This window comes from Pseudoalteromonas sp. SR41-7 (assembly GCF_014163935.1).
GTDB classification, from domain to species: domain Bacteria; phylum Pseudomonadota; class Gammaproteobacteria; order Enterobacterales; family Alteromonadaceae; genus Pseudoalteromonas; species Pseudoalteromonas distincta.
Window position 1 is genome coordinate 1 of sequence record NZ_JACJEF010000015.1, and the last position, 17,033, is coordinate 17,033.

General features: G+C 37.9%; 9 protein-coding genes. 8 read left to right on the forward strand and 1 reads right to left on the reverse strand.

Going from position 1 to position 17,033, the window contains the following annotated elements:
* Nucleotides 1-158: 158 nt before the first annotated feature.
* On the reverse strand, nt 159-1,826 hold the full coding sequence (locus tag H5092_RS16565) for a methyl-accepting chemotaxis protein (protein ID WP_182734118.1): 1,668 nt from the start codon (nt 1,824-1,826) through the stop codon (nt 159-161).
* Nucleotides 1,827-2,347: 521 nt separating this feature from the next.
* On the opposite strand from H5092_RS16565, the gene H5092_RS16570 reads away from it, so the two are divergent.
* From H5092_RS16570 to pelG, 8 genes are all read left to right on the forward strand, one after another.
* The gene (locus H5092_RS16570) at nt 2,348-5,053 is read left to right on the forward strand and encodes an endo alpha-1,4 polygalactosaminidase (protein WP_182734123.1); all 2,706 of its coding nucleotides are present in this window, start codon (nt 2,348-2,350) and stop codon (nt 5,051-5,053) included.
* Nucleotides 5,054-5,358: 305 nt separating this feature from the next.
* On the forward strand, nt 5,359-8,067 hold the full coding sequence (locus H5092_RS16575; RefSeq protein ID WP_182734126.1) for an endo alpha-1,4 polygalactosaminidase: 2,709 nt from the start codon (nt 5,359-5,361) through the stop codon (nt 8,065-8,067).
* Nucleotides 8,067-11,354, forward strand: coding sequence for a tetratricopeptide repeat protein (locus H5092_RS16580; protein WP_182734130.1), 3,288 nt, complete (start codon nt 8,067-8,069; stop codon nt 11,352-11,354). The genes H5092_RS16575 and H5092_RS16580 overlap by 1 nt, the downstream gene beginning before the upstream one ends.
* 14 nt (nt 11,355-11,368) lie before the next feature.
* The gene (locus tag H5092_RS16585) at nt 11,369-11,884 is read left to right on the forward strand and encodes a protein PelC (protein WP_182734132.1); all 516 of its coding nucleotides are present in this window, start codon (nt 11,369-11,371) and stop codon (nt 11,882-11,884) included.
* Nucleotides 11,881-13,179 (forward strand): PelD GGDEF domain-containing protein, encoded by a 1,299-nt coding sequence (locus H5092_RS20840; protein ID WP_182734134.1) that lies wholly within the window; start codon nt 11,881-11,883, stop codon nt 13,177-13,179. The genes H5092_RS16585 and H5092_RS20840 overlap by 4 nt, the downstream gene beginning before the upstream one ends.
* Nucleotides 13,176-14,159, forward strand: a complete 984-nt coding sequence (locus tag H5092_RS16595) for a hypothetical protein (protein ID WP_024597303.1) — start codon at nt 13,176-13,178, stop codon at nt 14,157-14,159. Before H5092_RS20840 ends, H5092_RS16595 begins: the two co-directional genes overlap by 4 nt.
* Complete coding sequence (pelF, locus tag H5092_RS16600) at nt 14,152-15,669, forward strand: GT4 family glycosyltransferase PelF (RefSeq protein WP_182734136.1); 1,518 nt, start codon at nt 14,152-14,154, stop codon at nt 15,667-15,669. Before H5092_RS16595 ends, pelF begins: the two co-directional genes overlap by 8 nt.
* Complete coding sequence (pelG, locus tag H5092_RS16605) at nt 15,657-17,021, forward strand: exopolysaccharide Pel transporter PelG (RefSeq protein ID WP_024597305.1); 1,365 nt, start codon at nt 15,657-15,659, stop codon at nt 17,019-17,021. The genes pelF and pelG overlap by 13 nt, the downstream gene beginning before the upstream one ends.
* Nucleotides 17,022-17,033 lie beyond the last annotated feature (12 nt).

Sequence of the window (17,033 nt, forward strand, 5' to 3'; positions counted from 1 at the left end):
GAGTATGTTCGTTAATCATAATGTGCCCTCAAACAAGATTTGAAGATCTGATCATGACATTGAGATTTAGTTCAAAAAAATCCCCGCTAATTTCTTAGCAGGGATTTGTGTATAAGAGACAGCTATTAGCGGCTTTTAGTGTAGGGCTTTAAGCTTTGTTAAATTTTAAATTGGCCAACTAAGTGTCCTAAGCTTTCACCACGCCCAGCTAAATGCTGACCAACTGAAGAGGTGGTTTTACTTGAAATAGTTAGCTCATTAACTATTTCTTGAATAGCAAATACATTACGGTTTATTTCTTCTGTAACGCTACTTTGCTCCAGCGCCGCTGTCGCAATTTGTGTGCTCATGTCGTTAATTGATCTAACTGAGCTTGTTACAGCGCCTAAACTTTCTGAAATAGCACGAGAGGATTCAACAGAGCGATTACAACTACTTTGGCTTGCTTGCATTGCTGCAACTGCATCTGATACTAAATTATGTAGCTCACTCAACATTTCACTAATCTCTAGTGTGCTAACTTGAGTACGACTTGCTAGGCTTCTTACTTCATCGGCTACAACTGCAAACCCTCGGCCTTGCTCACCTGCTCGCGCAGCTTCTATTGCAGCATTGAGTGCAAGTAAGTTTGTTTGCTCAGCAATTCCACCAATTACACTTAGTACGCTATTAATCTTTTTAGATTGATCACTGAGTGAATCAACCTGTTCAGCAGCTAGGTTAATTTCGCCCATTAAGTTTGAAACCTCACAGAGTGAAATATCAACACACTCTTGAGCTTTAGCAACTTCTTGCGTTGCCGCTTGAGTTGACTCTGCCACTTGGTTTGTATTTTGAGCCACCTCATGAGAAGTAGCCGACATTTCGGTAATAGCCGTTGCAACAAGGTCTGTTTCATGATTGTGATTAAGTAACTTGTCTTCAATTAATCGTGTTTGTGTATTTATGTCACCAGAAGCTGTTTTTACATCGTGTGTTACATCAACCACATTAGCAATAATGCCATGTAGCTTACTTACAAACATATTAAATGCTTCGCCAAGTTGACCTATTTCATCATTAGTATCAATGTCTAGACGCTTAGTTAAATCGCCCTCACCTTTTGCAATATCGTCAAGGCTTTGCGCCATGCGCTGTATTGGTTTTACCATTGTGTTTGCGGCAACTAACGCACATATAATTGTTAAAACAACCCAAAATAAAGCAATTAATAATAAGGTCATTACCTTATCATTCATGTGCTCTTGCATTGTTGTTTGGTATTTAAGTAGCTCTGCGTCTATATCATCCATATATGCGCCAGTACCAATCATCCAGTTTGTGCCTGGTATCATTGCTGCATAGCCCATCTTTTCAACTAAGCCTGTGGTATTTGGTTTTTGAAAATGATAGTTAAAAGCGCCACCGCCTTTTCTAGCTTGCTCTAATAAGCCCACTATTATTTTTTTACCGTTAGGGTCAGTCATCCCTATTTTGTTTTGCCCTTCAATAGCATCACCTAGTAATGCATGAAAAACACTAATGCCATTGGTGTCGTATATAAAAAAGTAACCACCTTGGCCAAATGTTAAGTCTCTTAAAGCGTTTTTAGCATCTTGCTCAGAGCCATTTGCTAATTGATAGCGAACAATTTTGCTAGCAATTTCAATTTCGGTACTTAGTAACGTTTGCTTGTCACTTATTAACTTAGTTTGAAATGCTTCAAAATTTTGTTGCTGATTTTTATTCTCTAAATAATAAGAACTCAGCATTAAGCTGATCAAAAGTAGCATTAGCGGTAAAATAGCTAGTAACAGCAATTTGTTTTTCAAGCTTAAATTACTCATTTTTTCTCCGAGGTGAATAAAGGTGTGTGTGCAGCAACAACTAAAATCTAGCAAAACGAATATAGTTTGCAGATTTACTTATTTGCCCAAAATAACTTCGCTCATTTATATCGCTTTAAACTTATATTAAGAAAAGCATAGGTAAAATTAGGTAGGACCAAGTTAGTTAGAAGTCAGCTTAGCCATATTATAATCCCAACTCGGCATTTTAGACACCAATAACGCAGAGACCTTAGTCTTAATAAAAATAATTCATCCAACGTTTATCCATTATTTAAAACACTCTCTATAAATAATATCCACGTAGCCTTACTGCTTTTATTTAAGTTAATTAGTTTTAATTGCGGCGAGTTAGATTATTTGTAAGCGAGTATAAATATTGGCCTCAAGGTTAAATTAATATGTAGAGATTAATTTTTTATTAACATATAAAAACCCTATCTTCCTAGTAACAAATAACCAGATAGATTAAAACATATTGTTTTGAGCCACTGTTATGAATTAATAAAAATGAATTACTAATGAAATATATTTTATACCTCGTGCTTTTAATCTCTAGTCAAGTATTTGCAAAGCCTGTAAATAATAGTATTGCATTTTACTATTCGTACCCGATGCCTCTAGCCGAAATGACTTTTTATTCTCGCGTTGTAGTTCAGCCCGAACACGTCACTGAGCACGAACTTAATTGGTTGAAACAACGTAATATTGCTGTTTATGCTTATTTAAGTGTTGGCGAGTCTTTTAATAGAAATAAGTCCTCACTTAGTATAAACCCCAACTGGAATAGCCATATTGCCGATTTAGCATCAGCACATTGGCAACAACATATTCAAAGGAGCGCTGAGACATTAAAAGCACGTGGTTTTAGCGGCTTATTTTTAGATACTCTAGACAGCTATCAACTTTTAGATGACAAGCACAGTAAACCCGAACAACAAGCTGGATTAGTCACCATAATAAGCTCTCTATCTGAAACTTTTGATAAGCACCTTATTCTCAACCGGGGCTTTGAGTTATTGCCTAAACTCGCTGATTTAGCCAATGATTTAGTGGCGGAAGGTTTATATAGCCATTACAACCCAAACGACAATAGCTATAAACTGACCAACAAAAACGACCAAAATTGGCTAAGCGCACAATTAAAAAAAGCACAAAACTTAGGCCTCAACGTCCAAATTATTGATTATGCAAAGCCCGATAACCGCCTCGCTATGGCACAAAAGATTATATACGCAGGTTTTAATCCATGGGTGACAGATGGCCACTTGCAAACATGGGGTACATCATCAATAAAACCGGTGCCTAGGCGAATATTAATTCCTTATAATAGCGATATTTCACCCTTAGTTAAAAAATCTGTTCATTCAAAGCTTGCTACAATCATAGAATACTTAGGGTATATTCCTGATTATGTAGATGTAGCTAAAGAAAGCTTACCTAGAATAGATCCCAGTTTACATGCCGGCATTATTTCTTGGACTACTCATAGTATATTTTATAGTACTGAGATTATTAAATGGCTGGAAGGGGGTTTAAAAATAGTACCGGAGCTAATATTAGGGGAATTACCTCAATCAAATAAATTACTGATTAGTTTAGGCGTAGAAAATATAAATAATGCGCAACCTGGCCCTTATGAAGTTAAATACTTTGCCGATTGGCTAAAAGGTGAAACTACAAAAGCACCTGTAATTATCAGACCAAATTCCCTTAAGTTAACCTCAGACGCCACAGCGTTAATTAGCATTAGTTCAGCAAATGGTAAAATCCTAGCGCAAGGAAGTAAGACTAAACTAGGTGGCATAATAGTAGCCCCTTGGCTAATTGATAATTTACCACTGGAAGGCAGTAAATGGGTGATAGACCCTAAGAACTTGTTAACAAAAGTACTAAATTTACCCACAATATTAGCTCCTGATACAACGACTCTGAGCGGAAGGCGTATGTTAACTTTGCACATAGATGGCGATGGATTTAGTAGCGTTGCGCACTTCAAAGGTAAGCCATACAACTCAGAAGTTATTCGCGATGAAATAATAAAAAGGTACAAATTGCCATTAACATCCTCCATAATACAAGCAGACATAGAGCCTAACGGCTTACATCCAAAACAAAGTGAAGAACTTGAGCAAGTTGCAAGAGATATATTTAAACTACCTTATGTAGAGGTTGCATCACACACATACAGCCACCCTTACTTTTGGAAAGTGCTATCAGGGATACAAAACATAGATGAAGATGATACGAAATACGGACTTAATTTAAATATTCCTGGGTATCTCTCTGTCGATTTAGAAAAAGAAATTTCAGGGTCAATTCAATATATTAATGAACGACTGACGCCAAAGAATAAAAAAACAGTATTAATTCTATGGTCAGGCGATGCGGTTCCAGGACCAAAGGCTTTAGCCATAGCAAGAAAAGCTGGCGTGCTCAACGTGAATGGTGGTAATACTTCAGTAAAAGCTGATAACCCAACTCTTACAAATGTATCGCCAATTGGACGACCTGAAGGTGACTTGTTATACCAAATTTATGCACCCATTATTAACGAGAACGTATACACCAACTTGTGGCATGGGCCTTATTATGGTTTTAAGCGCCTAATCGAAACATTTGAAATTACAGAAAAACCATACAGATTAAAACCCTATAGTATTTACTTTCATTTTTATTCTGGTGAACTACCTGCTGGACTTGATGCCCTGAAATATAATATAGACTACGTACTTGCAAGACCGAATACGCCAGTACATTTAAGCCAGTATGCAAAAATAGCTAAAGACTTTTATTTTTCAGCTCTTGCTAAAAACAGCAATAACGAATGGGTTTTTAGCTCTCAAAGTATTCGAACATTACGTATTCCCAATGATTTTGATGTTCCTAATGTAGCTCAAAGTTCAGGAATATCCGGCGTCACTCAAAAGGGTAATTACATTCATATAACTGATGATTTAGCAAAGCTTAGCTTTGATCACAGCCAAGAAAACAATGTACCGTATTTAGCTTCAGCTAATGTCTCCATGGATAATTGGCAAGTGAATGGAGCTGTCAGTTTTAAAGCCTGGGTGCCTGCTAAAATTGATTTAGTTAATGGGCGTTCTTGTGAGTTTGTTTCTAATGATGGAAAGCGCTTTAAAGGTAAATCAAATGCTGATATCACACAGTTTAGTCTGCCAAAAGGTCAATTCTACGGTTACTTAAAATGTAAAAGAGCTGCTTGATGGTGAGTAATAAAAAACTAAGCTCTTATTGTAAGTAACATATTGATACATTCTTTTATCGTTTTTCTAAGTATAGGTTTGTAGGTTGCTCTTAATAACTCGAGTGGCAAACCAATGGGTTTTATTGTGGTGAGTTAATCAAACCAGCATGTTATTATACCCCTTGAGTATATGGTTGAATTAACATGTAGAAATTAATCTTCCATTAACATATAATAACCCTATATTACTAATACCAAATAGCTAGATAAATTGGACCGCATTACTTTGAGCCACAGTTATAAATTAATTGAAATGAATTACTAATGAAATATTTTTTATACCTAGTGCTTTTAATTTCTAGTCAAGTATTTGCAAAGCCTGTGAATAATAGTATTGCATTTTACTACTCAGCGCCGATGCCATTAGCCGAAATGACCTTTTATTCTCGCGTTGTAGTCCAGCCTGATCTTGTGACTGAGCACGAACTTAATTGGTTTAAACAGCGTAATATTGCTGTCTATGCTTATTTAAGTGTTGGTGAGTCGTTTATTGAAAGTAAGTCTTCACTCGCAGTTAACCCTAACTGGAATAGCCATATTGCCGATTTAGCATCAGCACATTGGCAACAACATATTAAAAGTAGCGCTGCGGCATTAAAAGCACGCGGCTTTAGCGGCTTATTTTTAGATACCCTAGATAGCTATCAGCTATTAGATGCTACACACAGTAAACCCGATCAACAAGCTGGGTTAGTCACCATAATAAGCTCACTATCTGAGACTTTTGATAAGCACCTTATCCTCAATCGGGGATTTGAGTTATTGCCTAAACTCGCTAATTTAGCAACTGACTTAGTTGCTGAGGGTTTGTATAGCCACTTCAATCCAACCGACAATAGCTATAAAGTGACCAACAAAAACGACCAAGATTGGCTAAGCGCACAATTAAAAACAGCACAAAGTTTAGGCCTCAACGTCCAAGTTATTGATTATGCAAAGCCCGGTAATCGCCTTACTATGGCACAAAATATTATAGACGCAGGTTTCAATCCGTGGGTGACCGACGGTCACTTGCAAACGTGGGGCACATCATCAATTACGCCGATCCCTAGGCGCATTTTAATCCCTTATAACAGTAACGTAAAACCACTCATATACACTACCGTACACTTAAAGCTTGCGACCATGATTGAGTATTTGGGGTACATACCTAATTACATAGATATGGCAAAACGCGACTTACCTTTGGTTGACCCTAGCTTACATGCCGGTATTATTTCGTGGACCTCAAGCGATGCATTTTACACCCCAACACTTACCAATTGGCTTGAAGCTAATTTAGGTGTTGTGCCAGAACTTATTTTAGGCGAGTTACCACAGTCAACTAAATTACTATTTAACATGGGTATTGAGTCGTTAAACACACTACCTGAAGGTCCATATAAACAAGATAGCTTTGCACCTTGGCTCAAAGGAGAATCCACAACACCTCCCCCTATCGTTAAACCATATTTACTAAAATTAGCAACTAATGCGACTCCTTTAATTACAATAAAATCAGCTGATAACACAATAATTGTACAAGCGGCTAAAACTAAATATGGTGCAGTCGTGGTTGCTCCTTGGCTAATTGATACATTTCCGATGGAAGGCAGCAAATGGGTTATTGATCCGCGTACATTGCTTACTCAAGCAATGGGGTTACCACCTATATTAGTGCCAGATACAACCACCGAAAGCGGCAGGCGAATGCTTACTTTGCATATCGATGGAGATGGATTTACAAGTATTGCCCACTACGCAGGTAAGCCTTATTCAGCAGAAGTAATTCGAGATGAAATAATTAAACACTACAAACTACCGTTAACGTCATCAGTGATCCAAGCTGATATTGAAGAAGGCGGTATTCATTCTAAACAAAGTGCCAAACTCGAAGGCATTGCGCGTAGTATTTTTAACCTGCCTTACGTAGAAGTTGCTTCACACACCTATAGCCACCCCTATTTTTGGACTGCTCTATCTGGGCAAAAAAAAATAGATGAAGACGACACAGATTACGGTTTTCATCTAGATGTACCTGGCTACAACACAATTAGCCTTAAAAAAGAAATTACCGACTCGATAAAGTACATTAATGACAAGCTCGCACCTAAAAATAAAAAAACAGTGATGATGTTATGGTCAGGCGATGCAACTCCTGGTCCTAAAGCGCTTGAACTGGCTCGTGATGCTGGCGTGTTAAATGTCAATGGCGGTAATACTGATGTAAATGCTGATAACCCAAGCCTTTCTCACATCTCCCCTATCGGTCGCCCTGAAAGAGATTTGCTGTATCAAATTTACGCCCCCATATTAAATGAAAATGTTTACACAAACTTATGGCATGGCCCTTATTACGGCTTTAGACGCTTAACCGAAACATTCGAAATAACAGAAAAGCCATATAGGTTAAAACCTTACACTATTTATTATCACTTTTATTCAGGTGAAGTTCTTGCGGGCTTAGACGCTCTAAAACACAACATAGATTATGTTTTAGCAAGGCCAAATACACCGGTGCATTTAAGCCACTATGCAAAAGTAGCAAAAGATTTTTACTTTTCTGCACTTGCAAAAAACAGTAATAATGAATGGTTATTTAGCTCAAAGTACATTCGCACTCTGCGCATACCTACCGATTTTGATGTGCCAAACATAGCTCAAAGTGAAGGTGTATCTGGTGTAACTGAAAAAGGTGACTACATACATATTATAAATAACATAGCTCGCCTTAGCTTTGATCATAGCCAAAATAGTAAAAAACCTTATTTAGCATCTGCAAATGTTGTTATTAATAACTGGCAAGTTAACGGACCGGTTAGTTTTAAAGCATGGGTGCCCGCTTCACTTGATTTAATTAATGCACGTTCTTGCGAATTTGTATCTAATTTGGGTGAGCGCTTCAAAGGTATTAATCGGGGTAAATTAACACATTTCAAAATACCTGCAGGTGATTTTTATGGTTACCTTAACTGCGACGGAGCCGCACTATAATGAATACTACAAAGCGCCCTCAGTTAATTTCAGTAAAAACAATATTAGCGATATTAGCCGTAAGTTGTTTTGCACTTTATGCATTATTTCCACATACCTTATTTTTTGAAGATGATGCACTTTCACAAGACTATACCTTTGAGAAGTCTTACCTTAATGCAGCGCTCAATACAGAGCCCGACAACGAAAAGCTACGCGCAAAATTAGTTGAGCTACATATAGGGCTTAGTGAGTATTCACAAGCTACTAACGAGCTTGAAAAGCTACCTAGAGGTGAGCGCAAAGCAACACTTGAAATAAAGCTGCTCTACTCATTATGGCTAGCAAGCGGTGCTAAAGTTGACGACCGCTTTGAAGAGTTATCTTTAAAAATTGGTGCTCATAAAAACTGGAACGAACAAATATTAACTATTGCAAAAGCAGTTGGGTTAAATGCAAAAGTTGCTCAGTACTATCAAAAAAATAAACAGCCTCTCCTTGCAGCCGATTACTGGTTAAGCGCAGGGGAACCTGACAAAGCATTCGCTATTTATAAAACAAATATAAATGCTGATATTGCAGCTAAAGCGATTGAAACTGCACTTGGTGCAAATAACCCGATACAAGCTTATGCATGGTGGAAAACCTATGGCGACCAAGCCAATATTAAACGCACACTTTATTTGGCTAACTTAGCAGGCAATACAGAAGATGCGGCTCAAGCTATTGAAAGCTTATTAAAGACCGATCCAAATAACAGCGAGTACTTAACACAAGCAATGCACCTGCGTTTAGCAAATGGAAATGCAAAAGGGGCTGAGCAATTACTTGCAAAGCTATTACTACAAAGCCCAGCTGACAAAGAGCTACATTTATTAAATTGGAAGATAAAGCGCTGGCAAAACAAGCCTAAAGAAGCACTTCGAGAGTTTAAATGGCTAATGTCTAACAAAGCTGTAACTCCTGCGATGCTTACCGATAGTATTAACGATGCCACCGCTTTATATTTATACCAAGACGCTAATGATATATACGAATATAAAGCCCAAAATAGAAATCTAAAAGGTAATGGCTTTGCTAATTGGATGCAAGCTAACGAATTTATTGGTAACACAAAGCAAGAATTAAATAATATTGAACGCTTTGAGCAAATAAATGGTAAAAGTGCATTATCACAATATTGGAAAGCAAAAGTACTTCACGATACTGGTAATTTAAAAGCATTAAGAGCTTTGTGGCCTACATATAAAGGGCCTAAAAATGAAGAAGATTTACTTTGGATTGCCCGCGCATTTTGGCTAGATGATGACTTTTCTACAGCTCTGCAAGTACTAAAAAACAAACATGAAAGTTCTGACGATGAGTTTTGGAGCGCCAATGTAGACATGGCAATGCGAGTCCAAGACAAAGCTCATGAGCTATATGCATTAGAGAAGTTACAAAAAATAAGTCCTTTGAGCGTAGGCGACATGCTGCACTACCAACAACTGCGCTTTGAAGGTCGGCCTCAGGAGCTTCTTGATTATTTATGGAAAAGTGAGTCGCAAACTGACCGTCAATTGATTCAAATTGCATTATTAAGCACACAAGTAAATGATGCTAAATCAGTTGCACGTATTCATGCTGAACTTGATAAGCAGCGCTACAATAAAGCTCTCTACCCTGCTTGGTTAATTCTTTCAAATTGGTATCAAAACCAAAGTGATTTAAATTCAGCTTATACAACTTTAAACCGCGCCGCTAAATTAAGCGAATATGACTCTGATGTTGTGCTTGCACAAGGTTGGTTAGCGCTGCAAATGCATGACACTGTAATGATTGGCCGCATTTTAACACGCTATTCTCAAAGCGACACTTCCTATGCGTGGACGCAGCTCTTAGCTAGCCTATCTATTTATGAAAAATCATATAACAGTGCCTACTTTTATTTGCGTAAATTAGCCATTGCAGATCCAAGCGATTTAACAACACTGGTTAACTTAGCCGATGTAATGAAGCAACTTGGTTATTATGCAAATGCTGCTGAACTTAATCACTATTTACTGCAACACTTACCTAAAGATAAATATGCATACAGAGGCTTAATGTTCCGCTGGGCGGGCGCGATGGCTGTTCCTCATTTAATGCAATTAAACACAATGGAAGAACTTGCCCCCGACACTATTGGTGAGCCCCAAACAAACTGGTGGTTAGCGCGCAGAGCTGCACAAAAATTAGAGCCATGGCAAAAACTACAACTTTATATGACCAACGGCGAATTTAATAAAGCGAAACAACTATTAGCAGAAGGCTCACTAAGCAAATTAGATGAACTAAACGCCCTACTCTATCTAAAGCAGCCATACGCAACAATGCAGCGTTGGTACGAAGAACTCACTGGCGAGGCAAATGAATCGCAATTGAGTTTACTCAGAAATGCACGCGCATCCTATTTTAGAGCGCTTGAAATAAACCTATCGCCAGAGGCTGGTTTAAACAGTAGCCAGTACGATGTAAACGTTTATTTTCCTTATGCTAATGGGCAATGGAAATTAAGTTTAAGTAATCAGCAAAACCTTGATAACAACGGATTACTGTTTGCAATAGAAGATAAAATGACATTTGGTCGTTGGTATTTTGATGCAAAAATAGATTCGCACCAAGGCAGCTTAGTTAGCCGCCAAGGTCTTAGCATAGACTCTCGTTATCAATGGGATTCACGAACACAGGTAGGTTTAAAGCTTGAATATAATGTTGAAAACCGCCAATCAGAAGCACTACTTAGCTATGCTCAGCTAGATAAAGCCACGGCCTATGTTAACTACAATATTGATGGTAGACAAAACGTACAGCTATCAGCAGCAGCGATGTCTTTTTCTCGAAGAAGCGATGGCAGCTCACTAATAAACGGCCAAGAATATAATGCTCGTTACCAATACAGCATTTTAAAAGACCGCCCAATTTGGAACGCTTATTTTAGTGCGCAATGGCAAGACTTTGAACGTGTTAATGCATTAATAAATACAGATGCAAGCAGAAGACCGCTAAGAGTTGACCTTCAACCATTTAGACGTTTTGCACTAGGGACTTCATTTGCTTCAACTGGCTCATTAGAACCTCCTTATTTAGGCGCAAGCCCTTCGTGGTTATTTGATATAAGTACTGGCTATCAAACACTTAACGATACAGTAGATGTATCAGTTTCAAGTGGCGCAGGTTGGTCTGTACTGGGCGATGATTTATTTAAATTACAGCTGGGTTACCAAAGTAGTAATAAAGTGGGTAACTCAGATACACAATTACAATTAGGTTATTACGTACATTTTTAATGTTAGGAGAGAGTATGTTTCGTTTAATTATACCGTGTTTGGTATTACTATTATCAGCATGTACCACCAGCAGAGTTGCTGATGATGTAGAGCTTAGCCCTTTAAAAACAGTGGCATTAATGCCACTTGTTAATCATGCTCAAACACCGCTTGCCGGTGAGCGTGCTGAAGATATTTTAGCCAGCATTTGGCAACAAAATAAATTACCAACTCTAATACGTGCACCTCGCGTAAACAGCAAAGAGCTTCCACCACTGGAAGATCAATACCGTTTAGACAATGCTATGCAATGGTTAAGCACTCAACAAGCTGACTATGTACTAACAGGCAGCATTGAAGAGTGGCGCTATAAAGCAGGCCTTGATGGCGAACCTGTTGTTGCACTTACATTATCACTCACTGTAAATGGACAAACCACACCAGTTTGGACAGGTACTATTGCTAAAAGTGGCTGGGGCCGCGATAGCATTGCAGCAACAGCACAAGATGTGATTGCCGATTTAATTTCTTATATAGAGGTTAGTGAGTGAAAACACATTTCCTTAGACCAAGAGACGTTCCTGAGCTACAAATATGGGCTGAGGTATTTATATTTACCGCGCTTGCTTTAGGGCTGCCTGTATTATTTAACGCAGAGGACCCATTTTGGACTGAGGGAGGGTTTTCGTGGCCTGTACTTGGCCCACTTTTAGTTTCTCTACGTTATGGCTTTTCAAAAGGCTTTATTAGTATTTTATGTTTACTTGTTGGCCAACTTTTTTTACTTCAAGCAAATATTTTATCACCACAAACCGACTTCAATATTAACGCCATGATTGGCTACATTATTGTAATTATGATCACAGGCGAATTTAGGGATGTGTGGGAGCGTACTAATCAACAGCAAAGTATTCAGCTTGAGTACGTAACAGATCGTCTTGAAACATTTACTCGTCAGTATCATTTAATTAATTCATCTCACGATAGAATTGAGCAAATGCTAGCTGGCCATACGTTAAGTTTACGTGAATCGCTACAAGCAGTAAGAACCTCTATCGGGCTATTAAAAGAAAGAAGACTTGATAGCGCAGCGCAAAAAATAATCGACTTGTTTGTTGAGTACGGTTCGCTAGAAAGAGCGGGTTTATATAAAGTTGAAAATGACACTGTTTTAGAGCCACCACTAGCCTCTATTGGCAAAATGAGTCAAATAGCTGAAAACGATCCTCTTATATTAGCGATGATTGAAGAAAAAGAATTAGTATCAGTAAAAGACGCAAAAATGGCATCAGGTATAAGTAAATACCATATGGCGATTCCACTTATCGACGTAAATAACACAATTTATGGCGCTATTTTAGTTGAAAGAGTACAATTTTTTGCACTTAAAAATACCACTCTTACACTACTTGCAGTTATGGCTGGGCATATTGGCGATCTACTGCGCCATGAAATAACAAACCCAGTAATGACTTATGAAGAGTATCCATACTTTATTCGCCAAGTTAAACGTGCGAATAAAGAAGCAAAACGATACAACATTCCATCGCAGCTACTAAAAATAAAAGCTAATAATATTACTGATAAATCCACTCAACTTATGAGTTATTTAAGTGAAGCACGCCGTGGTTTAGACATTTATTTGTACGATAATCAAAATCAGGTATTACTGCTATTAATGCCATTAGCTGATGAGCTTGAAAAAGCAGGGTTTATCGCCCGAATGAACACTTGGTGTAAAGAGCGCACTGGTAGCACTTTAGCTGAGCTTGATATTGTTATTGAGCAGCAACTTGCACTACCTATAAGCTCAGATGACATAAAGAGATTGGTTTCACTTTCATGATTATAATTATTGTAGCGGCTATATTAGGGTGTATTTGTCAGTACTTTGCACTAATAGAAGTACTGGAAACACCTGATTGGTTTTTAGCTATATTATTGCATGCTATTGCTAGCATCTTTTTTGCTATTGTTAGTTATGTTTTTATACCTAAAAAATACAAAACGACTCCTTATAGCTCTTTGCTACTCATGTTTTTATTATTGTTTACATTACCAGTACTTGGAATTATAGGTGTTGTAGTAGCGCTTACATTTGCTCTTTGTAAACCTCTCAAGAATGACGAGATAGAAATAGAGGAGCATAAAATACCTGAGCTTCCTTTTGAAGCCAGAGCAATATCAGCAAATCCAACCTATTCAATTGGTGGACTTAAAGCAATTTTGAAGCACGCTAATGAGCCAAATAAGCGTTTAAGTGCTGTAATGGCGGCTCGTCACATGAGTGACTCACAAGCTATTCCTATTTTAAAGCTAGCACTTAAAGATTTAGAAGATGATATTCGCTTGCTCGCCTACTCAACCCTTGATGGTAAAGAAACCAAACTTAACGAAAAAATCAGTTTGTATCAGCAAGAAATAGCAGTTACAACTAAGCAGCCAAAATTGAGTCATTTACAAAAACAGCTAGCCGAACTTTATTGGGAACTGAGCTATTTAGGCTTAGCACAAGGCGCACTGCGTAAATATGTTTTAGAAAAAGCAGAAGCACTTGCATTGCAAAGTATTGAGCACGTAAAAACACCTGCAACTTTTATATTTTTAGGGCGTATATCTTTAGCCTTAGACAAATACGAAATAGCCCATGAGTATCTACTTAAAGCAACTGAGTTTGGTATGGCAAGGCGCCATGTATTGCCTTATAAAGCCGAAGTTGCCTTTTGTATGAACAAGTTTGACGACTGTAAACGCTACTTAAAAGAACTCCCAGAACAACCTAAGGGCAGTGAATTACGTCATTTGCAGGAGTATTGGCATGAGTAATAAAAATGCAGACATTTTACTGCTTTTAGAAGGCACTTACCCTTATGTACGTGGTGGCGTATCTAGCTGGGTTCATCAAATAATTGAAGGGTTACCTCATTATAACTTTGAGCTTGTTTTTATAGGTGGAGCACCAGAGCATTATGGCGAGATTCAATATACTTTGCCTGAAAACGTTACCAAGCTGCATGTTCATTATTTAGTGGAAAATGACACATCTGAAATAAAAGCTAAGCATGGCGTTAAATATAAAAAAGAGCTCTTTGATTTTTGGCAGCAACTACAAAATTATTTTAGGGATTGTGATGAGCCCATCCCAACTGAGTTATTAAAGTTTGCATTTGAGACTTTGGCTAAAAAAGACGGTATTAACAAAGCCGACTTTTTATATAGTGAATCATCGTGGCAAGTACTCACCAATTACTATTCAACTTTTTGTGATGAATCCTCTTTTATTGACTTTTTTTGGTCATACCGCAATTTATATAAACCGCTATTTAAAATAGCCGAAATTGCACGCGGACTTCCAAAAGTTAAACTTATTCACTCAATATCTACCGGGTATGCTGGTATTTTAGGATCTGGTGCCAGTGTAATAAGCGATACTCCCTTTTTGTTGACCGAGCATGGTATTTACACCAAAGAGAGAAAAATAGATCTTATTCAAGCCAGTTGGATCAAAGAGTCTGAGCAAAGCCTAGGTAAAAACTTAAATACCGAAATGGGCTTTATTCGCCGTATGTGGATCAGCTTTTTTGAGCAAATCGGCCGAACAACATACCAAGAAGCAGATAAGGTCATTTCGCTATACGGCGGTAACAGGCAGCGCCAAATAAAGGATGGTGCAGCGCCAGAAAAAGCATTTGTTGTACCTAATGGAATTAAAACAGTGCGCTTTATTGAAGCGCTTGAGCAGCGTCCAAAACAGATACCACCAGTTGTTGGATTAATTGGACGTGTAGTGCCTATAAAAGATATTAAAACCTTTATACGTGCGATTAAAGAGGCGCAATCGATGCTGCCTGAAGTAGAAGGCTGGATCATCGGCCCTTATGAAGAAGATCCGCAATATTACAAAGAGTGTGAACTACTTGTAGGCAGTCTTGATTTACAAAGCAGTGTAAAGTTTTTAGGTATGCAAGATATTACCAAAATTTTGCCTAAGCTCGGAATTGTAGCTTTAACCTCGATTTCCGAAGCGCAGCCTTTAGTACTTTTAGAAGCAATGGCGGCCGGTGTGCCTGTACTTGCTAGTGATGTTGGCTCGTGCCGCGAAATAATCGAAGGCGGAACTGATGAAGATAAAGCATTAGGTAAAGCCGGTGAAGTTGTCTCAATTGCTTCACCTAGCGAAACAGCACAACAAATATCAAACATGCTAACAAATGAGCAAGTTTGGCTTGAGTATCAAAAAAGTGGTTTAGACCGCGTACAAAAATTTTATGACGAGAGCCACATGTTTGCCCGTTACGATAAACTTTATAAGGATACAATGGCATGGCCGGAATAGGTTTTGAGATACGAAAAATTCTCAAAAAAAATACCCTGCTCTCAGTTTTTGAAGCATACGGCTACGCGGGCTTAATAGGCTCAGGTCCTTGGCTGCTCTCTATTGTAGCGTTAATGCTAATTGGTATTTTAAGTTTAGGCGTTGTATTACCCAAAGTACTTATTATTCAGTTTTTAACGCTTGTTACCTACATGATGGCAGCTTCACTTATTTTAACGGGTGGCTTGCAGTTATTATTAACTCGATTTATTGCAGATTTGTTTTTTCAAAAAGAAGAGGCAAAAGTACTGCCTAATTTACTTGGTGCGCAACTTATAACAACAATAGCCGCATTATTGGTGGGCTTGGCTGTATGGCCTATGCTCCCTATACCCGTTGTTACTAAGATTATAATTTTAGGTGCCTTTGTAAGCTTATGTAATCAGTGGCTTGGCGCTATTTTTCTATCGGGTATGAAAGAATACCGGTTGATTTTGATTACCATGCTAAGTGGTTATGCCTTTATGGTACTGCTTGCATATTTATTAAGAGACTGGCAGTTAGACGGCTTGTTTTTTGCGTTTTTTGCAGGCGAAGCTCTACTCTTTTTTAGCTTTTTGTTTATGATTATTCGCCGCTACCCAGGTGAAAAACTTATAAGCTTTGACTTTTTAAGCAATAAAAAAGTGTATTACAGCCTATTCTTTTGTGGTCTGTTTTATAACATTGGTGTGTGGGCTGATAAGATCATCTTTTGGTATTCACCAAGCACATCAATACAAATTATTGGCACGTTAAGAGCCAGCCCAATTTACGACTTACCTATATTTTTAGCCTATTTGTCTATTATTCCCGGTATGGCAGTATTTTTAGTAAAAATGGAAACCGACTTTGTAGAAGAATACGACCGTTTTTACACAGCTATTCGAGAGGGTTCATCGTTAGAAGAGATTTACTATTTAAAAGACAATATGATCCAAACTGCACGTGCCGGTTTATACGATATATTTAAAATTCAAGGTATTACCGTTGCCTGCTTATTATTATGGGGCGAGCAAATACTTACCTTTATTGGTATTGATCCAAACTATAAAACGCTTTTATTTATTGATGTAGTTGGTGTGGGTGTACAAGTTATATTTTTGTCTATTTTAAATATTTTGTTTTATTTAGATAAACGCTCAACCGTCCTATTTTTAGCGGGGCTATTTTTGGTAATAAACGTTGTTTTAACTTTGCTATCAATCGCTTTTGGGCCGCAATTTTATGGTTACGGCTTTGCTCTCTCAACTATTGTTACCTCTGTTGTTGGGTTATTTTGGCTTTCTAAACAATTTGAAGATTTAGAATACGAAACGTTTATGCTGCAATAGCATAATATAAAG

Coding starts and splice junctions, on each gene's coding strand:
- H5092_RS16565 (WP_182734118.1), bottom strand. CDS start 1,826: ATGAGTAATTTAAGCTTGAAAAACAAATTGCTGTTACTAGCTATTTTA.
- H5092_RS16570 (WP_182734123.1), top strand. CDS start 2,348: ATGAAATATATTTTATACCTCGTGCTTTTAATCTCTAGTCAAGTATTT.
- H5092_RS16575 (WP_182734126.1), top strand. CDS start 5,359: ATGAAATATTTTTTATACCTAGTGCTTTTAATTTCTAGTCAAGTATTT.
- H5092_RS16580 (WP_182734130.1), top strand. CDS start 8,067: ATGAATACTACAAAGCGCCCTCAGTTAATTTCAGTAAAAACAATATTA.
- H5092_RS16585 (WP_182734132.1), top strand. CDS start 11,369: ATGTTTCGTTTAATTATACCGTGTTTGGTATTACTATTATCAGCATGT.
- H5092_RS16595 (WP_024597303.1), top strand. CDS start 13,176: ATGATTATAATTATTGTAGCGGCTATATTAGGGTGTATTTGTCAGTAC.
- pelF (WP_182734136.1), top strand. CDS start 14,152: ATGAGTAATAAAAATGCAGACATTTTACTGCTTTTAGAAGGCACTTAC.
- pelG (WP_024597305.1), top strand. CDS start 15,657: ATGGCCGGAATAGGTTTTGAGATACGAAAAATTCTCAAAAAAAATACC.